Genomic DNA, 23,388 nt, shown 5'->3' on the forward strand with positions numbered 1-23,388 from the left:
AATCCCGCCACCTCGATCATCGGCAGAGCCATATTGGCGCCGATGACAGGGATATGTCCCCGCTTGAACAGATCCAAAGCCGCCTCATTCAGAACGCGCAAGTTGGCGGCACGCTGGCTGCGGTTCGAACCGCCTGTCGCATAAGGGCCGCAGATCCAGATCCACATGGGGCACTCCGCTTTATGAGGCGACCAGGATTGCGAGAAGGGCGGCGATAATCCACAAGGCCGCCACGCCCCAGCGGTTGCCGCGGGCCTCGGCGCGCCCGATCGCCGCGACACTGTCCTGATCGAGCGCCACACCCTTGGCCGTCACATCCTCGAGCTGGCTGAGCACCCGTTCGGCCCGAAGCGCCAGCTCGGGAAGATCGCCGATGACGCCTGCGAGCGTCCACAGCCCCTTGCCTGCCTGCTCGACCCGGCCGAGAGGGCCAAGATTGCGCTCGATCCAGTCACGCACCACAGGCTCGGAGGTGGTCCACATGTCGAGTTTCGGATCGAGATTGCGGGCCACACCCTCGACCACGACCATGGTCTTCTGCAGCATGACGAGTTCGATGCGGGTCGCCATGTCGAAGAGCGCCGTAATCTCGAAGAGAAGCGTCAGGAGCTTCGCCATCGAAATCTCATCCGCCCGCCGGTCGTGGATAGGCTCGCCGATGGCGCGAATGGCCTGGGCGAAGTCCTCCACCGAATGATGCGGCGGCACGTAACCGGCCTCGAAATGCACCTGTGCCACACGCAGGTAATCGCGGCGGATGAAGCCCAAGAGGATCTCGGCCAGGAAGCGCCGCTCCTTCATCCCGAGCCGGCCCATGATGCCGAAATCCACCGCAACGAGACGGCCCTGTGCATCCACGAACAGATTGCCGGGATGCATGTCGGCGTGAAAATAGCCGTCACGGATGGCATGGCGCAGGAAGGACTGAATCACCGTGCGTCCCAGAGCCACCCGGTCGAGACCGGCCGCTTCGATCCCCGCCAGATCGTTGAGGCGGATGCCATCGATCCACGTGGTGGTGAGCACGTCCCGGGCGGTGAGATCCCATTCCGGCTTCGGCACCCGGAAATCCGGATCGTCCTTCGTGTTCTCCGCCAGTTCGGAGACGGCGGCGGCTTCCAGTCGCAGATCCATCTCGACGGAGACGGAGCGGGCAAGCGCTTCCACGATCTCCAGCGGCTTGAGGCGGCGAGCATCGGGCACCACGCGCTCGAACAGGCGGGCCGCGGCGCGCATGGCCTGGAGATCGCGGGCGAAGCCCTCGCGCACGCCCGGCCGCACCACCTTCACGGCGACAGTCTCCTCGCCGTCTGCCGTGGGGATGCGGGCCTTGTGGACCTGCGCGATGGAGGCGGCGGCAATCGGCTCGCTGAATTCCAGAAACAGCTCGTTGATAGGACGGCCGAGCGCAATCTCGACCATGCGCACCGCTTCCGCACGAGGGAAGGGCGGCATGCGATCCTGCAGACGTTCCAGGTCGCGGGCGGCCGCCGCGCCGACGATGTCGGGGCGGGTCGCCAGGAACTGGCCGAACTTCACGTAGGAAGGCCCAAGCCGCGTCAGCGCCTTGGAGAGCCGCGTCGCGCCGTCGCCCGCCTGTGGTCGCTCGATGAGGCGTGCCATGCGCAAGCCGAAGCGGGCGGAAGGCGGCAGGGCGCTCGGATCGACGAGTGCGAGCGCACCTTCGCGGGCCAGAACGAAGCCGGCGCGCAGATTGCGGGCGAGATGAACGAGGCTGCCGATCACGTGTCAGATCTTCCAGCCGGAATGAATGGCGACGACGCCCGCCGTCAGCGTCCGGTGCGTCACGCGCTTGAAGCCCGCGTCCTCGATCATGCGCGCGAAGGCGGCCGGCGGCGGGAAGCGACGGATCGATTCCACCAGATACTGATAGGATTCCGCATCGCCCGTCACCAGGCCCCCGATCCTGGGAATGACGTTGAACGAATAGGCATCGTAGATCTTGTCGAGAACCGGTACGTCGACCTTCGAGAACTCGAGGCACAGGAAGCGTCCGCCGGGTTTCAGCACCCGATGCGCCTCGCGAAGCGCCGCATCGATGCGCGGCACGTTCCGGATCCCGAAGGCGATTGTATAGGCGTCGTAGGTTTTGGACTCGAGGGGCAGTTCCTCCGCATTGGCCTCGACGAAGTCGATGCGTCCTTCATAGCGGTGACCGGCCCGTTCGGCGCCGACTTTGAGCATCTCGCCGTTGATGTCGAGCACGGTCATGCGGGTCTGCGGACCGCTCTCGTCCAGAATGCGGAAGGCGATGTCGCCGGTACCGCCTGCCACGTCGAGATGACGGAACGGCCGGTCGCGGGGTGGACGCAGGGTCGAGACAAGGGTGTCCTTCCAGAGGCGGTGGAGCCCGGCCGACATGAGGTCGTTCATCAGGTCGTAGCGGCTCGCCACCGAGCGGAAGACCTCATTGACCTTGCCCTGCTTCTCGCCGAGCGGCACGGACTGGAACCCGAAATGGGTGTTCTCGTCGGTCATGATCTGCACCAAACCTCTCGTCACCTAGAGCATCGGACCCACAAGTGGATTGCACTTTTGGGTTCCATCCGATGCCCCACCCTTCGAAGCGCGCATCGTTGGCGCGGAAAACCGGATCCACTTTTCCGCACGATGCACTAGTGTGGCGATCCATAGCGGAAGCGGGACCGGATGGCTATGTAAGAGGTCTCAAGAAGCCGAGAGATGGTTGATGCCCGAACTGCCCGAAGTCGAAACCGTGCGCCGCGGCCTTGAGCCCGCCATGGTCGGCGCCCGCTTCACCAAAGTGGCCCAGCGCCGGCCCGACCTGCGCTTCCCCTTCCCCGAACGGTTCTCAGAGCGCCTGGAAGGCCAGGAGATCAAGGCTTTGGGCCGAAGAGCCAAGTATCTCCTCGCCGACCTCGCCTCCGGGGAGGTGCTGGTGATGCATCTCGGGATGTCAGGGCGTTTCCTGGTGACCCAAGGCGGCACCACCCGCATGCCGGGAGAGTTCCACCACGAGCATGGGGGCCTGGGCACCCACGACCACGTGGTGTTCCAGCTCTCCAACGGGGCCACGGTCACTTATAATGACACCCGCCGCTTCGGCTTCATGGATCTGGTGCCCAGGTCCGAGATCGAGGCGTCGAGGCACTTTGCCGGCATGGGCATCGAGCCCCTCGGCAACGAACTCTCAGGGGAGACCATCGCCCGGCTCTTCGAAGGCAAGCGCACTCCCCTGAAGGCCGCTCTCCTCGACCAGCGCCTGATCGCAGGCCTCGGCAACATCTATGTCTGCGAGGCCCTGTTCCGCACAGGCCTTCATCCGGAGGCACCGGCCGGCTCGCTCGTGACGAAGAAGGGAAAGCCAACTGAGAAGGCACACCTCTTGGCCGACATCATCCGGGACGTGCTCACCGAGGCCGTCGAGGCAGGCGGCTCGACCCTCCGCGACCACGCGCAGGTGGATGGATCCCTCGGCTATTTCCAGCATTCCTTCCGGGTCTACGACCGCGAGGGAGAGCCCTGCGCGACCCCGGCCTGCCCCGGAACGGTGGCGCGGCTCGTGCAGTCCGGACGCTCCACCTTCTATTGCCCGGAATGCCAGAAGCGCTCCCGCGCCTGAGACCACGATCCATCACTCTGCCCAAAGGCGAAGGGAAGGCTTCCCGATTTTCGCTTGCCGTGCCTGAAAGCCTCGCCTACCGGTGTCCCATCGAGCGATGAGGAGACGCCGGCATGGCTTTTGAGACGATTCTCGTTGAGACCCGCGGCAAGGTCGGGTTGATCACCCTCAACCGACCCCAGGCCCTGAACGCCCTGAATTCGGCGCTGCTGAACGAGGTGAACCAAGCCCTCGATGCCTTCGAAGCGGACCCGAGCATCGGCTGCATCGTCATCACCGGCTCGGAAAAGGCTTTTGCCGCCGGCGCCGACATCAAGGAGATGACGGAGCTTACCTATCCGCATACCTACATGGCCGATTTCTTCTCGGGCTGGGAGAAGGTGTCGGGCCGGCGCAAGCCGATGATCGCGGCGGTCGCGGGCTTTGCGCTCGGCGGCGGCTGCGAGTTCGCCATGATGTGCGACTTCATCATTGCGGCCGACAACGCGAAGTTCGGCCAGCCGGAGATCAAGCTCGGCGTCATGCCGGGCATGGGCGGCACGCAGCGCCTGACCCGGCTCATCGGCAAGGCCAAGGCCATGGAAATGTGCCTGACCGGCCGCATGATGGGCGCCGAGGAGGCCGAGCGCTCCGGCCTCGCCGCCCGGGTCGTGCCGCTCGCGGATCTCATGAGCGAGGTCATGAAGACGGCGGAGACCATCGCGTCCATGTCGCTTCCCATCGCCATGATGACGAAGGAAACCATCAACCGCGCGGACGAGGTTTCCCTCTCCGAGGGCATTCGCTTCGAGAGGCGCCTGTTCCACGCCATGTTCGCCACAGCCGACCAGAAGGAGGGCATGGCGGCCTTCGTTGGGAAGCGCGCGGCCGAGTTCAAGAACCAGTAAGACGTGATCGACATCGGCTTCGACATGATCGCGGCCCTCGCGGCCGTCTCCTTTCTTGCTGGCTTCGTGGATTCCATTGCCGGGGGCGGCGGGCTCCTGACCGTGCCCGCCCTCCTGCTCGCGGGCCTCGATCCGGCCCAGGCGATCGCTACGAACAAGGTGCAGGGCTCGGTTGCCGCCGCCTCCGCCACCTATACCTTCGGACGCAAGGGGCTGATCGAGTGGCGCAAGGCCTGGGGATTCACCCTGGTGGCTTTCTTCAGCAGCGTCGCGGAAGCGCTGTGTGTGCAGTTCCTGCCCCGCTCCGTGCTCGAAGTGCTGGTTCCGTTGCTGCTCATCGCGATGGCCCTCTACTTCGCCCTTTCGCGCAAGATGAACGACGGGGATGCCCAGGCCCGGATGACGGCCCTGGCCTTCGGCCTCACGGCGCCGGTCGCCATCGGCTTCTATGACGGCATCTTCGGGCCCGGCGCGGGCTCCTTCTATATGCTCGCCTTCGTGACCCTCCTCGGCTACGGGGTGGTGAAGGCGACTGCCCATACCAAGCTTGTCAATTTCGCGAGCAATTTCGGCAGTCTCCTTCTCTATGCTTCTACCGGTGCGGTAGTCTGGCCGGTCGGGCTCGTCATGGCCGTGGCCTCCTTTATCGGGGCACAGGCCGGATCGCGGCTTGCCATGCATCTGGGCTCCCGGATCATCCGCCCGCTCCTGGTTCTGGTGTCGAGCCTCATGGCACTCAGGCTCCTTCTCGACCCGGCCAATCCGTGGCGACAGGCCCTTCGGGCGCTTTTTTGACGCGCAAAGGCCTGCGGACGTTGACGTTCGCAGCCTTCGCGTCTATAAGCCGCCTCACATGAGCCCGCGCGTCCCGCGGGCTCTTCGGTTTCCATGCAATCAACCGATCGCTGCCGGAGCTCTCGACGAGCTTGAGCTTGGCGCATCGGGATTTTTAAAGAACGAGGATGGGCCATGGCCAACACCGTGTCCGCCAAGAAGATGACCCGCAAGATCGCGAAGCGCACCGCGATCAACAAGTCGCGTCGCAGCCGGATGCGGACCTTCGTCCGCAAGGTCGAAGAGGCGATCGCCGCTGGCAATCAGACTGAGGCCGCGGCCGCCCTGCGTGCCGCCGAGCCGGAGATGATGCGCGCCGCTCAGAAGGGCATCGTGCACAGGAACACCGCGTCGCGGAAGGTCTCGCGCCTCGCGAGCCGCATCAAGACGCTGAGCGCTTAAAAGCAGCCTCCACGGCTGACTTTTCATCGTCGATCAGACCCGGCCTCGCGGCCGGGTTTTTTCGTATTTGGGCTTCGATTCCGCCCCGGAATTTTATCCACACGACAGCTTGACTTTATCCCCGACCGGCCGGGTGAAAGCTCCACAGCCCAGATTCAAAACGCACATAAAACACTCAGGTTCTTCAAGAGCTTAGCAGGCAAAGCATCGCGAAGCATCAGAATCACCTCCTGAGTCGAGGCGAATCGGTTCTGAATCAAGGTTGCGGAAAGACTCTTTTTTCAGGCCTGCGGACAGGCTGTGATGGAACAGTGAATCAGTTGAAGAGTCAGGACTTTAAAGCTCAGATTCAAAACCTGTGGACGAGGCTGTGAACCCAGCAAGTGGCTTGCCAGCGCTTGCGACTCGACTCGGCCGTATTGCACGCCATCCCGTACCCTGTGTAAGGTCAATTCGCTTCAACGGTTCGCCGCGAAGTCATTCACTCAAAGCCAGAACTAAAGACACCATGTGCGGGGATAAGTCGTTGTTTCATTCTCTCAGGAAGCAAGCGAAGGCTCATCCTTTACCGAGAGGTAGACTTGATAGACCTTGAGTGAAGACAAAGGAGACGACAGTCAGCGATCGTCTCCACTTAAAAGCGTTCAGATAATCTTTAGTACAATTGGGGGCGCCACGTTTTGGATAACCTGTGAGGCATTTGTGCCTTGGTGTCCGAAATGGGTCATGCGTGGGGGTTTCCGACCTTAATGAAGGCGGAACCTCGTGGAGGAACATTGATGTATCGCAGCGAAGATCACCGCACCTTTGCCGCTCCCAGCGAGAACGGCATGGAGGCTCCGGGCGAACAAACGGCATCGGACGTATGGGCACGGGTCAAGCGCCGTCTCCGGGCCGAACTGGGAGAGGATATCTTCGCGAGCTGGTTCGGACGCCTGGAACTGGATTCGGTGATCGAGGGCTGCGCCTATCTCACCGTTCCCACCCGCTTCCTGAAGAGCTGGATCGAATCCCATTATGCCGACCGGGTGCTGACGGTCTATCGCTCCGAGGCCGGCAACGTGGAGCGCGTCTCCATCGGCGTGCGCAACACTCTTGGACGCGATCCCGCGGCCCAGCGCCGGGCGAGTGAAACGCCCCGTCCAGTTCCCACCGCATCGATGGCAATGCCGAGCATGACCGGTGAGATAAAAGCTCCCTCGGGGGCCGCTCATCAGGATGAGCGTGGCGAGAACGGCGACCTCGGCGGTGCGCCACTCGATTCCCGCCTCACGTTCGAGAGCTTCATCGTCGGTCGTTCAAACGCCCTCGCCCATGCGGCGGCAGACCGGGTCGCCCATGCCCAGAACGGCCAGGCGATCTACAATCCGCTCTATCTCCATGCGGGTGTCGGCCTCGGCAAGACCCATCTTCTCCATGCCATCGGCCATGAGGTGCGCGCTCAGGGCCGTCGCGTCATCTACCTGACGGCTGATCGCTTCATGTACGGCTTCGTTGCATCCCTGAAGGCGCAGACGTCGCTGGCCTTCAAGGAGCGCCTTCGAGGCATCGACCTACTCATCATCGACGACGTGCAGTTCATTCAAGGCAAGCAGATCCAGCAGGAATTCGGCCATACACTGAACGCCCTCATCGATGCTGGCCGCCAGATCGTGATCGCCGCCGACCGTCCGCCGGCGGATCTTGAGAACCTCGACGAGCGCGTCCGCTCGCGCCTTGCCGGTGGCCTCGTGGTCGAGGTCAGCGCTCTCGACGAGGCCCTGCGCACCTCGATCCTCACCACCCGGGTCGAGGCCGTGAAGACGATCCATCCCTCCTTCGAGGTGGGCCCGAATGTGATCGCCTATGTGGCCCGCGCCATCACGGCCAACGGACGTGACCTGGAAGGCGCAGTGAACCGCCTGCTCGCCCATGCGACGCTCACCGGTTCCGCTATTACATTGGAAACAGCCGAGACCGCGATCCGCGACCTGGTGCGCAACCGCGAGCCCAAGCGGGTCAAGATCGAGGACATCCAGAAGCTGGTGGCCTCCCGCTACAACGTCTCCCGCTCCGACATCCTCTCGGAGCGCCGTACCGCCGCCGTGGTGCGCCCGCGCCAGATCGCCATGTACCTGTCCAAGGTGCTGACCCTGCGCTCCCTTCCCGAGATCGGACGCCGCTTCGGCGGGCGCGATCACACCACGGTGCTCCATGCGGTGCGCAAGATCGAGAAGGCCTTGGGCGAAGATCACGCCCTCTCCGACGAGGTCGAACTCCTCAAGCGAATGCTGCAGGAGTAAGCCTCGAATCCGGGCCGCAAAGGGCGGATCTTGGCCGGGCAAAGCCCGGCCTTGCTTTCTCGGGCGACAAAAGCCAATCTTGCTGCCCTGCTTATCCCGCCCGAGTCTGGTCCTTCGCGGGCTAAGCCAAGAATTTCACCGAAACCAGGTGCTAGGTTATGAGAGTTACCGTTGAGCGCGCCGCTCTGCTGAAGGCGCTGGGGCATGTGCACCGCGTCGTCGAGCGCCGCAATACCATTCCGATCCTGTCGAATGTTCTGCTGCGCGCGGGCGAAGGATCACTTCGTCTCAAGGCTACCGACCTCGACATCGAGGTGACGGAGACCATCCCCGCCGAGATCACGGAAGCCGGCTCGACCACCGTTCCGGCCTACATGATCTACGACATCGTGCGCAAACTCTCGGACGGCGCCCAGGTCTCGCTCGAGATGACCGCCGATGTGGGCCAGATGCAGATCCGGTCCGGGCGCTCGCGCTTCATGCTGCAGGCCCTGCCGGAGAGCGATTTTCCGGATCTCGCCGCCGGCGACCTGCCGCACCGCTTCACGCTGCCTGCAGCCGATCTCAAGCGCCTGATCGAGAAGACGCAGTTCGCGATCTCCACGGAGGAGACGCGCTACTACCTCAACGGCATCTATCTCCACACGATCGATGCGGGCGGCTCCGTCGTCATGCGTGCAGTGGCCACCGACGGCCACCGCCTCGCCCGGGTCGAAATCCCGGCTCCCACAGGTTCGGAAGGCATGCCCGGCGTGATCGTGCCGCGCAAGGCTGTGGCCGAGATCGTCAAGCTCGTGGAGGACGGCTCTGAGAGCATCACCGTCGAATTGTCCGCCGCCAAGGTGCGCCTGACCTTCGACGGCGTCGTTCTGACGTCCAAGCTCATCGACGGGACTTTCCCCGATTACCAGCGCGTCATTCCCGCCGGAAACGACAAGGTTCTCGTGGTCGAGCGCGCCGACTTCTCCAAAGCCGTGGATCGCGTCTCCACCATCTCGTCCGAGCGCGGCCGCGCGGTGAAGCTTGCGCTCAACGACGGCCGCCTGACGCTCACCGTCAACAATCCGGATTCGGGCAGCGCGACGGAGGAGATCGAGGTCGATTACGATGCGACGCCGATCGATATCGGCTTCAACGCCCGCTATCTCCTCGATATCACGGCCCAGCTCGACGGCGACACCGCCCTGTTCAAGCTCGCCGATCCCGGCTCCCCCACCATCGTCCAGGATCGCGAAGGCGCCTCCGCGCTCTACGTCCTGATGCCGATGCGGGTGTAACCGCTTCAGCGCTCGTCGTCCCGGACTGAGCGCAGCGACGATCCGGGACTGGGTTCGAAATCACGTCATCACCGGCCTTGTGCCGGTGATGACGTTTGTTGAGGCGCAACGCTCTTCGTTATCGGGATGGCCGGGACCGGACCGACCATAACGGCGCGTGAGTTGGATTCGGAGACGCATCACAGCAATCCGTCCCGGATTGGCCATGCCAATGCTTGATCTTTCGCGCCCGCTCCTGAATGAAGGGAGCGCATGTCCTCCTCACCCGTTGCAGCCTCCCGAATCGCTCGTCTGATCCTTCAGGATTTCCGCACTTATGCGAGCCTGGACCTCACCGTCTCGCGCCCGCTCGTGGCGCTCGTCGGCGAGAACGGGGCCGGCAAGACGAATGTGCTGGAGGCGATCTCTCTCTTCATGCCCGGACGGGGCCTGCGGCGGGCGGAACTGGCCGAGATCGCGCGCCAGGGCGGACCAGGCTCCTTCGCCGTGTCCGTCACGCTCGATGCGCCTTACGGCGAGCACCGGCTCGGCACCGGCATCGAGCACCAGAATGAAGGCTCCCGCGCCTCACGGGTCTGCCGCATCGACGGCATGCCGGCGTCCTCGCCCACCGCCTTTGCCGAGTACTTGCGCATCGTCTGGCTGACCCCCGATCTCGACGCCCTTTTCCGCGGACCGGCCGGCGACCGGCGCCGCTTTCTCGACCGTCTCGTGCTCGCGGTCGATGCGGAGCACGGCACGCGGGTGAACGCCCTCGAGCGGGCGCTGCGCTCGCGCAACCGCGTGCTGGAGGAGAACCCGGACGACCGTCTCTGGCTCGATGCGCTGGAGCGGGAGGTGGCGGAGCTCGCCATCGCGGTGGCGGCCGCCCGCCGCGAGACGGTCGAGCGCCTCGCGGCCCTGATCCTGGAGACCCGCGAGGAGGAATCCCCCTTCCCCTTCGCCACGATGGGCCTGGAGGGCGATCTCGACACCCTGGTGGCGACGCTCCCGGCCGTCGATGCTGAGGACCGCTACCGGGCGATCCTGCGCGAGTACCGACCGCGCGACCGGGCTGCCGGACGCACCCTTTTCGGGCCCCAGGCTTCCGACCTGCTCGTGCGCCACGGCCCAAAAGACATTCCAGCCAACACGGCCTCCACCGGCGAGCAGAAGGCGCTGCTCATCGGCCTCGTGCTCGCCCATGCGCAGCTCGTGGCCAGCATGAGCGGCATTGCGCCCTTCGTGCTGCTGGACGAGGTGGCGGCCCACCTCGACCCCAGACGGCGGGCCGGTCTCTTCGCGGCACTGGAATCTCTCGGTGGACAGGTCTGGATGACGGGTGCCGATCCCAGCCTCTTCGCCGAGCTGGAAGGCCGGGCCGATGTGCTGCAGGTCTTGCCGGGCCAGATACTTCCTTCAGAATTCCCATCGTAAAGGGACGAGCCATGAAGATGTCAGACATTCCCTTCGGTATGACGGATTGGTCCGACATCGAGCCGACCCTTCACCCTGGCGAAACCGGTCATGCCATATGGCGCACCCGCAGCTTCGGAGACATCCGCGTCCGCATGGTCGAATACACGCCTGGCTATTTCGCCGATCACTGGTGCAGCAAAGGCCATATCCTGCTCGTGCTGGAAGGCGAGCTTCTCACCGAACTCGACGATGGCCGCGTCTTCACCCTCAAGGCAGGCCAGAGCTATCAGGTAGCCGACGGTGCGGAGCCGCACCGCTCGAAAACTATCCAAGGTGCCAAGCTCTTCATCGTAGATTAAAGTGGCGTCCTGAATACCTTTGAGGAATCCGCCATGGATCTCGCAGGCCTCCTGCTCTTCTCCTCGGCCCTTTTCATCGCCGCGGCCTCGCCGGGACCGGGCATCGCCGCCATCGTGGCGCGGGTTCTGGGCCGCGGTCCGAAGGAAGCGGTGGCGTTCAGCATCGGCGTGGCGCTCGGCGACGTGGTCTGGCTGACCTTCGCGATCCTCGGTCTCGCGGCTCTCGCCCAGGCCTTCCACGAGGTGTTCCTGGTCATCAAATATGCCGGTGCAGCCTATTTGCTCTACATCGCCTACAAGATCTGGACGGCGCCCGCCGTGGCCAAGGACGTGACGGCGGAGGCAGGAACCGAGCATCCGGCCAAGCTTCTGCTCGGCGGGCTCGCCCTGACCTTGGGCAATCCGAAGACCATCGTCTTCTACCTGGCCCTCCTGCCCACCATCCTCGATCTCACCCGGATCACTGTGCTGGGCTTTGCGGAACTGGTGGTGGCCACCTTGAGCGTACTGGGCGTGGTCTTTACCGGCTATATCGTGCTCGCCGCCCACGCCCGGCAGCTTTTCACGACCCCGAAGGCAATCCGGATCCTCAACCGCACCACAGGCGCCCTGCTGGCTGGCGCGGCGGCGGCCGTCGCATCGCGTTGAAGTCCGGCGTCCTGCGGCCAGGGGGCACCCCGTCAGACCGATTCGGCGGTTTTTGGTGGATTTTCTGCCCCTTTTCACGCGCGCGTAGGCGCGTGGGGGTGAAATTTCAACCAATCATTACTAAATATCTGATCTGACGAATCAAAACCCTGGCGCGCCTGTCCTTTCCGCGCGTCTTGAAGGATCCCAAATGGCCGAACCTGCTATCAACGCGAATGCCGACGCCTATGGCGCGGAATCGATCAAGGTGCTCAAGGGCCTTGATGCGGTGCGCAAGCGGCCGGGCATGTATATCGGCGATACCGATGACGGCTCTGGCCTGCACCATATGGTCTACGAGGTGGTCGACAACGCCATCGACGAAGCGCTCGCCGGTCACGCAACGGAAGTTACCGTTACGCTCAATGCGGATGGCTCGGTGACCGTCACCGATAACGGCCGTGGCATCCCCACCGACATCCACCAGGGCGAAGGCATTTCCGCAGCCGAGGTCATCATGACCCAGCTGCACGCAGGCGGTAAGTTCGACCAGAATTCCTACAAGGTTTCCGGCGGCCTGCACGGTGTGGGTGTGTCCGTGGTGAACGCGCTCTCCAGCTGGCTCAAGCTGCGCATCTATCGCAACGGAAAGGCTCACGAGATCGAGTTCCGTCACGGCAATGCGGTTGCGCCTCTGGCCGTCGTCGGCGACGCCGAGGGCAAGCGCGGCACGGAAGTGACCTTCCTGGCCTCCACGGAAACCTTCACCATGGTGGAGTACGATTACGCCACGCTGGAGCACCGCCTGCGCGAGCTCGCCTTCCTGAACTCGGGCGTGCGCATCATCCTTACCGACAAGCGCCACGCGGAGCACAAGCGTGAGGAGCTGATGTACGAGGGCGGTGTCGAGGCCTTTGTGCGCTATCTCGACCGCGCCAAGTCCCCGCTGATCCAGCAGCCGATCCTCATCCGTTCCGAGAAGGACGGCATCGGGGTCGAAGTTGCCCTGTGGTGGAACGACTCGTACCACGAGAACGTGCTCTGCTTCACCAACAACATCCCACAGCGCGACGGCGGCACGCACCTCGCAGGCTTCCGCGCGGCGCTGACGCGCCAGGTCAACGGCTATGCGGAATCCTCCGGCCTGACAAAGAAGGAAAAGGTTTCGCTCACCGGTGACGATTGCCGCGAGGGCCTGACCGCCGTCGTGTCCGTGAAGGTCCCCGATCCGAAGTTCTCGTCGCAGACGAAGGACAAGCTCGTCTCGTCCGAAGTGCGTCCCGCCGTCGAGAACGTGATGAACGAGGCTCTCAACAACTGGCTCGAGGAGCATCCGCAGGAGGCCCGCACGCTCGTCGGCAAGGTGGTGGAAGCCGCTGCCGCGCGCGAGGCTGCACGCAAGGCACGCGAACTCACCCGCCGGAAAGGAGCGCTCGACATTGCGTCGCTTCCCGGCAAGCTGGCTGACTGCCAGGAGCGCGATCCGTCGAAGTGCGAATTGCTGCTCGTCGAGGGCGACTCCGCCGGCGGCTCCGCCAAGCAGGGCCGCAACCGCGCCTTTCAGGCGGTACTCCCCTTGCGCGGAAAAATCCTCAACGTCGAGCGCGCGCGCTTCGACAAGATGCTGTCGAGCCAGGAGATCGGCACGCTGATCACCGCGCTCGGCACGGGCATCGGCCGCGAGGAGTTCAACCTCGACAAGCTGCGCTACCACCGCATCATCATCATGACGGACGCGGACGTGGACGGCTCGCACATTCGCACGCTGCTCCTCACGTTCTTCTTCCGGCAAATGCCGGAGCTGATCGACCGCGGCTATCTCTATATCGCACAGCCGCCGCTCTATAAGGCGACCCGCGGCAAGCAGGCGATCTATCTCAAGGACGAGCGCGCGCTCGAAGACTTCCTCATCGATGCCGGCATTGATGCCGCTGCCCTGCGGCTCGAAACCGGCGTGGAGTTCCAGGGGGATCAGCTGAAAGGCCTGATCGACGAGGCCCGCCTCGTGCGGCAGGTGCTGAACAGCCTGCATACGCGCTATAACCGCAAGGCGGTGGAGCAGGCGGCGATCGCAGGCGCCCTGCGTCCTGATGTGGTCGAGGATCCCGACCGCGGTCCTGCCGCTGCGGCTTATATCGCCCAGCGTCTCGATGCGATCTCGGAAGAACTCGAACGCGGCTGGACCGGTGAGGTTCACGAGGGCGGGTACGTCTTCTCGCGCACCGTGCGCGGCGTGACGCAGACCGCCACCCTCGATCAGGCGCTCATCGCCAGCCAGGAAGCCAAGAAGCTCGACGAGCGCGCCAATACCCTGCAGGACGTCTATGCCAAACCGGCGAAGCTCGTGCGCAAGAACGACGAGATGCAGATCGATGGTCCGCTCTCGCTCTTCAATGCGGTGCTTGCCGCCGGACGCAAGGGATTGCAGCTCCAGCGCTACAAGGGTCTCGGCGAGATGACCGCCCAGCAGCTCTGGGAGACGACTCTCGATGCCGACGTGCGCTCGCTGCTGCAGGTGAAGGTGAAGGATACCACTGACGCCGACGATCTCTTCGTCAAGCTCATGGGCGACGTGGTGGAACCCCGCCGCGAGTTCATCCAGGAAAACGCCCTCTCGGTGGCGAATCTGGACGTCTGATCGCAAGTGGCGCTGACCCGTACAGCGCCACCGAAAACGCAAAAAATCAGAAGGCGAAGCAGTTTGACGAACTGCTTCGCCTTTTTCTCGAACCGGCCTCTCACCTTGACCGAGTTCAAAGCAGCAGATCTCGAGCCCTATCCCAATGGGCAACCGTACGCTCGTGATTCTAGGCTTGGCGCGGATGGCTTTGCCGTAACGTCTCACATCTCCGCCTCCAAGGCGCAGCATGTTGTCGGCCACGATGATCGCCGGGATTGAGCTTAGGGTAGAACGCTTCCAGGCAGGGCACATAGAGATCTTTCCAGAGATCAAGCACCGCCGTGATTTTATTGTCCAGTCGGTGTTTCCTGAGTTCAATCGAAGCCTGGATGTGAGACTGGTGTGGTCTTCTTTCTAACTGAAGATCCGCCGCTTCTGCGAGGGTGCAGAGCCGAACTGCAGCCCTGGATCCTCAGCCTCAAGCGCCCGGATCTTTTCCTCGACGAGGTCCGCCAGAATGCTATTCGGACTCGCGGCGCGCAATTCGCCCACGGCCTCCCTGATGTGCTTCAAATCCAAGGGAGACAGCGTCGCACTTCTTTGCCCTTTGAGCTCCTGGTCCGACGTCATCCGTGATCCTCCGTATGAACCGTCACAGCAATGAAAGGGTCTACGCTCGCAGGACCACGGTAGGCGTGGCCATTCGCCCGCTGCATTGCGGGAGAATTACAATTCCGTAATGCGCTCGATTCGATAGGGAGAGGGTGGGCCTACATTCGCCTCAAACGGAGGGCTTCAGGTCGCCGAGAACGGTCGGGATCAGCTCCGAGACGGTCGGGTGGATCGGCACGGCCCATTGCAAGGTCGGGTAATTCACACCGGCATTCATCATGTCGAGAACGCCATGAATCGCCTCATCCCCGCCTGTTCCGAGAATCGCAGCACCGAGGATCTGCTTCGTGTCGGCATCGGCGACGATCTTCATGAAGCCCCTGGTTTCATCCTTCTCAATCGCGCGTCCGACCCGTGTCATCGGACGCTTGGAGACGAGAAGCTTGCGGCCCGTCTTGCGCGCCTCGGTCTCCGTCATGCCGACACGGCCGAGCGGCGGATCGATGTACAGCGCATAGCCCAACAACCGGTCGCTGACCCGCCGTGACGCGCCGTCGAGCAGATTGGCGGCCACGATCTCGTAATCGTTGTAGGCCGTATGCGTGAAGGCGCCACGACCATTACAATCGCCCAGAGCCCAGATGCCAGGCGCGCTGGTTGCAAGCGTGTCATCGACGACGATATTACCTCGCGCATCGACCTCGACCCCAGCCCTGTCGAGACCGAGATCGTCCGTGTTGGGACGGCGCCCGACTGCGAGCAGCACATGCGAGCCGACCACGACCGGCTCGCCGGCGGTGCAGTCGACATCGACGGCTACCCCGTCCGCGTGCGGCTTGAAGCCGATGCAGGTGGCGTTGGTGCGGACGGTAATCCCTTCAGTGGTCAGGATTTCGCGAATGGCCTCCGATACGTCCTCGTCCTCACGGGCGATCAGACGCGGTCCCTTTTCGACGACGGTCACCTGTGTGCCGAAGCGGCGGTACATCTGTGCGAATTCCAGCCCGATATAGCTGCCGCCCACCACGACGAGATGCCGCGGAAGCGAATCGAGCTGAAGGATCGAGGTATTGGTGAGATAGGAAACCGTATCGACGCCTGGCATGTCGGGAATGCTCGCCCGGCCACCCACGTTGAGGAAGATGCGCGGTGCGGTCAGCACTTCATCTCCCACGTGGATCGTGCCAGGTCCCTCGAAACGGGCATGACCTTCGATGACGGTCAGGTCATCCATGCTGCGCAGCCAGGTCTCCAGATTTGTGCGTGCATTGGTCGAGACCGTGTCGGCGCGCGCCTTGATCCGCTGCATGTCGATGGCGATAGGGCTCGCGATGGAAACGCCGTAATCCGCCCCCCTTCGGGCGAGATGCGCCGCATAAGCGCTCGCGACCAGCGTCTTTGTCGGCATGCAGCCGGTATTGACGCAGGTTCCGCCAAAAAGCTTGCGCTCGATGATGGCGACCTTCATGCCCGCCGCAATCAACCGCCCGGCGAGCGAAGGGCCGGCCTGTCCGGCGCCGACGACGATGGCATCGAAACGAAGTGTCATGGTACCGCTCCCATAATCAGCGCGGCGCCGAGGATCGCGACGGCGTCCTCGATCAGAGCTGCGGGACGATCCTTGCCGAAGGCGGTTGCCAGGCGTGCCCGGCCTTCCGCCCCTCCGAGCGTGCCGATGACTCCACCCGCAGCTCCGGCAACGAGCCCGCCCAGGAAGGAACCGCTCTGCGCGGCAATCGCTCCCCCGCACAGGCCGCCGACGATTATCCGGGTCGCGAAGGGGAGCGGCGTTTTGCGGCTGGGCGTAGTGGGAAGTTGATCGCCGATCAGTTCGCCAATGGCGAGAACCGTCATGATCCAGGGGGTGAAGCGATAGCCCAGGAAGGCGAGCCAGGTTCCCTCAAGATTGATGAGGCCGAAAGAGGCGGCCCAGCTGACGGCTGCGGGAGCCGTCATCGCACGCAAGCCGGCAATCACTCCGATCAGGAGCGCCAACACATAAACGACCATCGCTCTCCCCGCTATTTGCTTAAGCTTGGCATGGCGGGAATGCCTTTTTCAATCCTATGCGGAATAGCATCGAGCGTCACCACCGTCGCCTCGAACGATTCGCGCCTAGAAGATCTTGGCGGCCTGCAAAGCCCGGACAGAACAACCTTAACCATCTGGCTCGATGGATGACACAAAGATACATCGCCTCTATAAAGCTCGGCATCCGAATTTTCTCATCGTTCCAGGGACGGCACTCATTATGGCAATGCGGCATTGGTCGCTTCGGCAGCAGGTCACCCTGCTCGTAGGCGTGCTGTGCCTGGCACTCGTATGCGTGCTTGCCGTGGGAGCTGCCTATATCGCCCAGAGCCGGGTCCGGCAGATCGTGATGAATAACGAGGCCCATGATGCGGCGCTCACGACGAGCATCCTAGATCGCGGCATGTTCGAACGCTACCGGGAAGTCCGGAACCTGGCCGCCATGCCGCCCCTGAAGAATATCTGGACGGGCGATCCAGCCGTGATCCGGCAGGTGCTCGAGCAATTGCGGACGTCCTATCCCGACTACGCCTGGATCGGGTACGCGACGCCGGACGGAACGGTCCGGGCCGCGACGCAAGGCATGCTGGAGGGTCAATCCGTCCAAGCGCGCCCGTGGTTCCAGGATGGCCTGAAGGGGCCCGCTGTCGGCGATGTGCACGAGGCCAAGCTCCTCGCCGCTCTTCTGGGTCCCGCGCCGAACAACGAGCCGTTCCGTTTCGTCGATGTGGCGGCGCCCGTTCGTGACGAGACCGGCCGCGTCATCGGCGTTGTCGGCGCCCATCTGAGCTGGACCTGGGCCGATGAACGGCGTCAGGCGATTCTTCGCGGCCAGTCGCGTCCTGACGGAAAATCGATCTGGATCCTCTCCGGCGATGGGACGATGCTCCTCGGACCGAGTATCGGCAGCAAGCCGTTCCCGGACGAGAAGGTCCGTGCGATGCGTCAGGCCAAGACAGGCGCCTTCGAGGATGTCTCCGGGCCCGAGGCGATGCTGACCGGCTATGCCGTTGCAGCCGGTTACAAGGAATATCCGGGCCTCGACTGGATCGTGGTTTCCCGTCAGCCCGACAGCATCGCCTTCGCCGCCACCAAGGGAATCGTCTGGACGATCATCGGCCTGGGATGCGCAATCGCCTTCGCCGGACTGATATGCGCCCTCCTCATCGCAAAAGGCGTTGCCCGCCCGTTGCAGGCAATCATCCAGGCCGCCGACAAGATCGGTCGTGATCCGACGATTTCCCAGGTTCCTCGGGTGGTGGGATCCTCGGAGATCATCAGGCTCTCGGCGGCGCTCCGCTCCCTTCTCCGGCGAGCCGGTGCGGCGGAGCAGCAGGTGATCGAGGTTGCCTCGCAACGTGAAAAGGACGTAACGGCTCTTCGTCAGCTGGCTGAGACGGATGCCTTATCCGGCCTTCTCAACCGCCGTGGCTTCAGTCTTCTGGCCGACGATGTTTTCAGCCTTCATCGGCACCATGAACGCCCCCTGGCCGTACTGCTCCTCGACATCGATCTCTTCAAGAAGGTCAACGACACCTACGGGCATGCCGCCGGCGATGCCGTGATCCAGGCCGTCGGAACCGCCTTGACGAAGGCCTTGCGATCCTCCGACATCATCGCACGTTTCGGCGGCGAGGAGTTCATCGTCCTCGTGCATGAGGTGGATGCGAACGGGATCATCATCATTGCCCAGGACCTGCGCCGCGCAATCGAAGCTCTTTTGATCGAGCATCAGGAGCAGAGACTGACCGTCACCATCAGCATCGGCGGTGCCATGGCGCAACCCGGTGACCGGGACATTCAGGATGTCATCGAACGGGCGGACGGCGCTCTCTACAAGGCCAAGGCGGCCGGACGAAACCGCGTCGTCATCGACGGGCTGCAGATCCAACTCGCCACCGCCGTTGCCTGAACAATCAATTCGTCAGGCTGCCGGGGAGCCGTGATAGGCGCTCTCGAGTGCATCCGCGTCGAGCTTGACCATCTTGAGCAGCGCCTCCATGACCGGGCGGGCCATTGCTAAGGCAAACCGCCGTCGTTTCTTCGACAAGATGTTCGGTGAGACTTCAGCGGATGAGCGGCAGGAGCGCCCGCACGCGCGGGTCGCGCAGCCAGAGTCCGGCCCACAGAGCGACTCCGAGATAGACACCGAACAGCGTGTGACTGAGCAGCGGACTGCCGATGCGCATATGGGTGGCAACCGCGCCACCGAGATAGGCGGTGATCAGGATGGCTCCCAGGACCGATGTGCGCGGAGCGGCGTAGAGCAGAGCGGACGCGATGAGCACGACGCCAAGGGCGCGCCATAGGGCGGGATCGGCCGGCCAGCCGAGCGGGGTCACCGTGTCGATTACCACCTGAAGCGGCACCAGCTTGATCGCTCCATCGAACAGGAGGAACAGGACGACGAGGCCGCTCAGAGCCCGTCCTGTCCAGACACCTGCGCTGCTCCTGGTTTCGGCTTGTGCCGTTGCTGCGTAAGACATCGTATTCATTCATTTCGTTCCTTCGATGATTCAAGCCGCAGAGGATACCGGTCGGATTTCGGAGAGTTCGGCCAATTGTCCTGCGACGATGCTCCAGCCCTCGTGGAAGCCCATCTGCTCGTGCTGCTTCATGGCCTCTTCACTCCAGTGCTGCACGCGGGCGGTGTAGCGGGTGCCGGAGCCTTCTTGCTCAAGGGTGATGGTCGCAACCATGAAGGCGTCCTGCGGGATCCACCCCTGCCTGAAGGCATCGGTCACGACAATCTTGCGATGGGGTACGATTTCCAGGAATACGCCTTCATGAGGCATGTCGGTGCCGTCGGGCGAGCGCATCATGGTGTAGGCGCGGCCCCCGGGACGAAGCTCGAAATCGACCACTGGTGTGGTGTAGGGGCGCGGAGCCCACCATTCGCCGGTGCGCTCAGTCCAAACCTTGTAGACGATCTCAGGCGAAGCATGGATCAATCGCGTGATCGAAAGTTCATGATTGGCGGCAGTCTGGTTGGTCATTGTCTTCGCTCCCTTTGACCTTTCGCGTTCACGCTGCGGTCGTCTCGCTCATGGCCTCCTTGGCTGCCGAGACATCCATCCACATGACCTCCCAGATGTGGCCGTCGAGATCCTCGAAGCTGCGGCCATACATGAAGCCGTAATCCTGCTTCGGGCTAGGATCGATCTTTCCACCTGCAGCATCCGCTCGGCTGGCGATAGCGTCGACCTCATCGCGGCTCTCGGCGGACATGCAGATCAGGACTTCCGTGGTTTCCTTGGCGTTGGCGATCCGTTTCGGCGTGAACTGAAGGAACTTGTCATGGGTCAGGAGCATCGCATGGATGGTCTCGGAAAAGACCATGCAGGCAGCGGTATGGTCGGTGAACTGCTCGTTCTTCACCGCGCCCAGGGCCTCGTAGAAGGCGATGGACTTGGGCAGGTCGGCGACGGGCAGGTTCACGAAGATCATTTTGGACATTGGGACTCTCCCTCCGGGCTTGTGATTTGACAACGATTCCACGAAAAGTTATTGATAGCAACTATGAAGTTAAAAAAACTAACTGAAGAGTCGGACAGCCGCTCCAAGCGCCATTATGAGGACGCCTGTGCGACGGCTCATGCCCTCGACCTCGTCGGCGAACGTTGGGCGCTCCTGGTCATGCGAGAGCTCATGCTGGGGCCAAAGCGCTTCAGCGACCTGCGCGAGAGCCTGCCCGGCATCAGCGCCAACGTGCTTACCCAGCGCCTCGAGGGGCTGGAGGCGGCCGGCGTTCTCGTGCGGCGCAAGTTGCCCCCGCCTGCGGCGGTGCAGGTCTATGAGCTCACGGAATGGGGATATGAGAGCGAGCCGATCTTTCAAGCGCTCGGCCGCTGGGCGGCGCGCTCGCCTGCGCACGACCCGAGCCTGCCGTTCAGCACGGCGTCCTTGGTGCTGTCCTTGAGGACGATGTTCAACGCGGAGCGGGCAAAGGATATGGACGCGTGGATCGGTTTTCATCTGGGCGAGGAGACGTTCCTCGCCCGACTGGCCGACAGACGGCTCGAGATTGCCCGCGGCCCTCTCGACGGCGCCAACCTGATCTTGACAGGAGCGCCGTCGGTGCTCGCCGGTGCGATTTATGGCGGTCAGCCGCTGGAGGCGCTGGAACAGGCGGGCGTGCTCCAGGTCGAGGGCGATCGCGCGCTGGCGCAGAAATTCGTGCGCCTGTTCCCGCTGCCGCCGAAGGCTTCGAAGCCCGCCTGAGAGATTTCAGTCGCGCGGCAGTGAACTATCGCAGCGTCTCATCGAGTACGGTAAGCAGGCGCTTCCAATGCCGCTCCGCTCCGCCCTCGTCGTAGACGCTGTGGTCGGAGACCGCCCAGCCATGGGCCATACCGACGTAATTTTCGATGATGTGATCGATCTCGGCCCGGCGCAGCGCCTCTGCCAGGAGGCCCGATTGTTCCGGCGGGAAACTGCCGTCGACGCCCGCGCTGCCCACATAGACGCGTCCCTTGATCGTGGACACGTGACGATGCGGACTGTCCGGCGCATCGCTCGCAAGACGTCCGCCATGGAAGCTCGCAGCAGCAGCGATACGATCGGGATAGGCCGCAGCAGCATGGATGGCGCGGCTTCCGCCCATGCAATAGCCAACCGTGCCGATCCGGCCTGTGGCACCTGCCTCCGTCAATGCAGCAAGAAACGCGGCCGAATCGCGCCGGGTCATGTCCTGGCTCGTGCCATCGATCATGCCTCGCAGCACGCGACGCGTGGGCTCTTCGGAAAACGCCGTCTTGGCATCGAAGGGACCATAGTCGCCGAAGCGATAGAAGAGATCGGGAACGAGTACCAGATAGCCCTCACACGCGAGGCGCTCAGCCATCCTATCGAGCGCGGGGCGCGGGCCGAAAGCATCCATGTAGAGGATGACGCCCGCCATAGGCTGATGGCCCGGGTGGAACAGCCCTGCCTTGGCGGTTCCGTCATCTGTCCGAATCGAAATGTCCTGCTTTGCCAAGATTCTCTCCTCGCATGTGCGCTGCCCGTCCTCCGAACCCTCACCGGAGGCGGGCGTTTCCTGCCCTCTCCTATGACCGCATAGGAGCGCTATTTCAAACCGGCGGCGCCCGTTGCCGTGTCGAGGCATTCACGATGACCCCGTCTTCGAAGTTCGGTCGAGAGAAGTTGGCCAAGGAGCAGCCGCTCGTCCTCGTACTCGGCGGAGGCAATGCGCTCGGCTCCTATCTGGCCGGCGCTTACGAGCATCTGCTGCAGCAGGCAATCGATCCCCAATGGATCGTCGGCGGATCCATTGGGGCGGTGACAGGCGCGATCATCGCCGGGAACGCTCCCGAGGATCGCTTGCCCCGGCTCAAAGCTTTTTGGGACGAGGCCATGATCCGCTCGCCGGGTTTGCTGGGGCGCGGCTCGAAAATCAGGCACACCTACAACGAGCTCCACACCATCACTGCCCTCCTGTTCGGGCGGCCCGGATTGTTCGGGCACCGCTATCCCGGCATGCTGTCCATGCTGCCCTGGATGCCGGACGACGTCGCTCTCTATGACCATACCCCCCTACGCCGCACCTTGGAGCGGCTCGTCGATTTCGACAGGCTCAATCGGGGCGGCATCAGACTCACCGTCGGCTGCGTCGACCTGGAATCTGGAGACGATGTTCTCTTCGATACGACCCGCGACACGCTTACGCCCGAGCATTTCCTCGCAAGCTCCGCCATCACGCCGATCTTCCCGCCCATCGAGATCGACGGGCGCTTGCTGTGCGATCCGGGCTACACCAACAACCTGCCCCTCGACGTGCCCTTCGCCGAGCCGATGAACCAGGACTTCACCTGCATCGCCGTCGAGCTGTTCAGCCTGCAGGCGTCGCGTCCGGGCTCGCTCGATTCAACGGCGGAGCGGGCGAACGATCTCATCTTCGCCAGCCCCACGCGGCGGACCTTGAAGGCGCTCGAGCGGGAATTTGCCCTGCGAGATCGATGGGAGCCCGATGGTCCCACGGCCACGCTGCTGCACTTGGCCTATTACGCAGGAAGCGACGAGCGGGCTGGCAAGGCCTTCGACTACTCGCCCTCCTCGATCCACGACCGCTGGGCCGCGGGAAAGCGCGATATGGAAAAGGGTCTGGCGCTCCTGGATGATGCGCCCGGAACCCGGCGCCGCTTCCGCTACTTGGCCCTGGATCCGCAGCAGGAAGCTTTATCGGCAGAACTCGGAGCTGCGGCGGAAACCGCTTGAGGGATCAAGGGCCTCCGGCCAACGATCCCACCACCGCCATGGTCAGTTCGTCAAGATTGACGCGTGCTTCGATAGTGATCATCTCGGCTTCGGTGGACTTGACCCGAAGACCCTGCTGTCCCGCCTCCGACTGGCGCCTCAGCTCGGCGACGATGGCCTCGCGCACTTGATCCTCGATATTCATCGCTATTGTCCTTTCGCCATGACGCTTCTCGCTGTCGAACGTCGGGACGGACGCC

General features: G+C 63.4%; 23 protein-coding genes and 1 pseudogene. 13 read left to right on the top strand and 11 right to left on the bottom strand.

The features are described 5' to 3' along the window. Positions 1–180: 180 nt before the first annotated feature. Positions 181–1,746 (bottom strand): 2-polyprenylphenol 6-hydroxylase, encoded by a 1,566-nt coding sequence (gene ubiB, locus KHP60_RS11455; protein WP_213564057.1) that lies wholly within the window; start codon positions 1,744–1,746, stop codon positions 181–183. Between the two features lie 3 nt (positions 1,747–1,749). Next, positions 1,750–2,499, bottom strand: coding sequence for a bifunctional demethylmenaquinone methyltransferase/2-methoxy-6-polyprenyl-1,4-benzoquinol methylase UbiE (gene ubiE / locus KHP60_RS11460; RefSeq protein ID WP_213564347.1), 750 nt, complete (start codon positions 2,497–2,499; stop codon positions 1,750–1,752). A gap of 211 nt (positions 2,500–2,710) precedes the next feature. On the opposite strand from ubiE, the gene mutM reads away from it, so the two are divergent. The 10 genes from mutM (at position 2,711) to gyrB (ending at position 14,308) form a co-directional block, all read left to right on the top strand. After that, positions 2,711–3,604, top strand: a complete 894-nt coding sequence (gene mutM, locus KHP60_RS11465; protein ID WP_213564059.1) for a bifunctional DNA-formamidopyrimidine glycosylase/DNA-(apurinic or apyrimidinic site) lyase — start codon at positions 2,711–2,713, stop codon at positions 3,602–3,604. Positions 3,605–3,717: 113 nt separating this feature from the next. After that, entirely contained in the window at positions 3,718–4,491 is a 774-nt protein-coding gene (locus tag KHP60_RS11470; protein ID WP_213564061.1) for an enoyl-CoA hydratase, read from the top strand. 6 nt (positions 4,492–4,497) lie between these two features. Beyond that, positions 4,498–5,286, top strand: coding sequence for a TSUP family transporter (locus tag KHP60_RS11475; RefSeq protein WP_213564350.1), 789 nt, complete (start codon positions 4,498–4,500; stop codon positions 5,284–5,286). A gap of 174 nt (positions 5,287–5,460) precedes the next feature. Further along, a complete protein-coding gene (rpsT, locus tag KHP60_RS11480; RefSeq protein ID WP_213564069.1) occupies positions 5,461–5,727 on the top strand; it encodes a 30S ribosomal protein S20 in 267 nt (88 codons plus the stop codon). 830 nt (positions 5,728–6,557) lie between these two features. Beyond that, positions 6,558–8,009 carry a chromosomal replication initiator protein DnaA gene (dnaA, locus tag KHP60_RS11485; RefSeq protein WP_249688710.1) on the top strand — a complete coding sequence of 484 codons (1,452 nt, stop codon included), beginning with the start codon at positions 6,558–6,560 and terminating at the stop codon, positions 8,007–8,009. A gap of 158 nt (positions 8,010–8,167) precedes the next feature. Further along, positions 8,168–9,286 (top strand): DNA polymerase III subunit beta, encoded by a 1,119-nt coding sequence (gene dnaN / locus KHP60_RS11490; RefSeq protein ID WP_213564073.1) that lies wholly within the window; start codon positions 8,168–8,170, stop codon positions 9,284–9,286. Positions 9,287–9,538: 252 nt separating this feature from the next. Next, a complete protein-coding gene (gene recF, locus KHP60_RS11495) occupies positions 9,539–10,702 on the top strand; it encodes a DNA replication/repair protein RecF (protein ID WP_213564075.1) in 1,164 nt (387 codons plus the stop codon). A gap of 11 nt (positions 10,703–10,713) precedes the next feature. Next, positions 10,714–11,043 (top strand): DHCW motif cupin fold protein, encoded by a 330-nt coding sequence (locus KHP60_RS11500; protein WP_213564077.1) that lies wholly within the window; start codon positions 10,714–10,716, stop codon positions 11,041–11,043. Positions 11,044–11,076: 33 nt separating this feature from the next. After that, on the top strand, positions 11,077–11,691 hold the full coding sequence (locus tag KHP60_RS11505; protein WP_213564079.1) for a LysE family translocator: 615 nt from the start codon (positions 11,077–11,079) through the stop codon (positions 11,689–11,691). A 190-nt stretch (positions 11,692–11,881) separates the two neighbouring features. Then, a complete protein-coding gene (gyrB, locus tag KHP60_RS11510) occupies positions 11,882–14,308 on the top strand; it encodes a DNA topoisomerase (ATP-hydrolyzing) subunit B (RefSeq protein WP_213564081.1) in 2,427 nt (808 codons plus the stop codon). Between the two features lie 114 nt (positions 14,309–14,422). Here the strand turns inward: gyrB and KHP60_RS25180 are convergent. The 4 genes and pseudogenes from KHP60_RS25180 to KHP60_RS11525 all read right to left on the bottom strand — a co-directional run. Beyond that, positions 14,423–14,627: pseudogene (locus KHP60_RS25180) on the bottom strand (O-methyltransferase); the annotation flags it as partial. Positions 14,628–14,704: 77 nt separating this feature from the next. Then, positions 14,705–14,920 (bottom strand): hypothetical protein, encoded by a 216-nt coding sequence (locus KHP60_RS11515; protein WP_213564083.1) that lies wholly within the window; start codon positions 14,918–14,920, stop codon positions 14,705–14,707. A 151-nt stretch (positions 14,921–15,071) separates the two neighbouring features. Further along, positions 15,072–16,451, bottom strand: coding sequence for an FAD-containing oxidoreductase (locus KHP60_RS11520; protein WP_213564090.1), 1,380 nt, complete (start codon positions 16,449–16,451; stop codon positions 15,072–15,074). Further along, positions 16,448–16,912: a DUF4126 domain-containing protein gene (locus KHP60_RS11525; RefSeq protein ID WP_213564091.1), complete on the bottom strand. Its 465-nt coding sequence runs from the start codon at positions 16,910–16,912 to the stop codon at positions 16,448–16,450. The genes KHP60_RS11520 and KHP60_RS11525 overlap by 4 nt, the downstream gene beginning before the upstream one ends. Positions 16,913–17,153: 241 nt before the next feature. Between KHP60_RS11525 and KHP60_RS11530 the strand changes: the two genes are divergently transcribed. Further along, positions 17,154–18,845, top strand: coding sequence for a sensor domain-containing diguanylate cyclase (locus KHP60_RS11530; protein WP_213564092.1), 1,692 nt, complete (start codon positions 17,154–17,156; stop codon positions 18,843–18,845). A 154-nt stretch (positions 18,846–18,999) separates the two neighbouring features. On the opposite strand, the gene KHP60_RS11535 is transcribed toward KHP60_RS11530, so the two are convergent. Genes KHP60_RS11535 through KHP60_RS11545 form a run of 3 tightly spaced genes read right to left on the bottom strand, consistent with a single transcriptional unit; the run spans position 19,000 to position 20,389 of the window. Then, on the bottom strand, positions 19,000–19,419 hold the full coding sequence (locus KHP60_RS11535; protein WP_213564353.1) for a DoxX family protein: 420 nt from the start codon (positions 19,417–19,419) through the stop codon (positions 19,000–19,002). A gap of 30 nt (positions 19,420–19,449) precedes the next feature. Next, complete coding sequence (locus KHP60_RS11540) at positions 19,450–19,929, bottom strand: SRPBCC family protein (protein ID WP_213564094.1); 480 nt, start codon at positions 19,927–19,929, stop codon at positions 19,450–19,452. Positions 19,930–19,957: 28 nt separating this feature from the next. After that, positions 19,958–20,389 carry a VOC family protein gene (locus KHP60_RS11545; protein ID WP_213564096.1) on the bottom strand — a complete coding sequence of 144 codons (432 nt, stop codon included), beginning with the start codon at positions 20,387–20,389 and terminating at the stop codon, positions 19,958–19,960. Positions 20,390–20,452: 63 nt separating this feature from the next. Here KHP60_RS11545 and KHP60_RS11550 point away from each other — a divergent pair, with 63 nt between their 5' ends. After that, entirely contained in the window at positions 20,453–21,154 is a 702-nt protein-coding gene (locus KHP60_RS11550; RefSeq protein ID WP_213564098.1) for a winged helix-turn-helix transcriptional regulator, read from the top strand. A 25-nt stretch (positions 21,155–21,179) separates the two neighbouring features. Here KHP60_RS11550 and KHP60_RS11555 read toward each other — a convergent pair whose 3' ends face one another. Then, complete coding sequence (locus KHP60_RS11555) at positions 21,180–21,911, bottom strand: dienelactone hydrolase family protein (protein ID WP_213564100.1); 732 nt, start codon at positions 21,909–21,911, stop codon at positions 21,180–21,182. Between the two features lie 134 nt (positions 21,912–22,045). Between KHP60_RS11555 and KHP60_RS11560 the strand changes: the two genes are divergently transcribed. Further along, complete coding sequence (locus KHP60_RS11560; protein WP_213564102.1) at positions 22,046–23,149, top strand: patatin-like phospholipase family protein; 1,104 nt, start codon at positions 22,046–22,048, stop codon at positions 23,147–23,149. Positions 23,150–23,153: 4 nt separating this feature from the next. On the opposite strand, the gene KHP60_RS11565 is transcribed toward KHP60_RS11560, so the two are convergent. Beyond that, positions 23,154–23,333: a hypothetical protein gene (locus KHP60_RS11565; RefSeq protein ID WP_213564108.1), complete on the bottom strand. Its 180-nt coding sequence runs from the start codon at positions 23,331–23,333 to the stop codon at positions 23,154–23,156. Positions 23,334–23,388 lie beyond the last annotated feature (55 nt).

Origin of the sequence: Microvirga sp. 3-52 (assembly GCF_018383585.1) — a bacterium.
Lineage (GTDB): Bacteria > Pseudomonadota > Alphaproteobacteria > Rhizobiales > Beijerinckiaceae > Microvirga.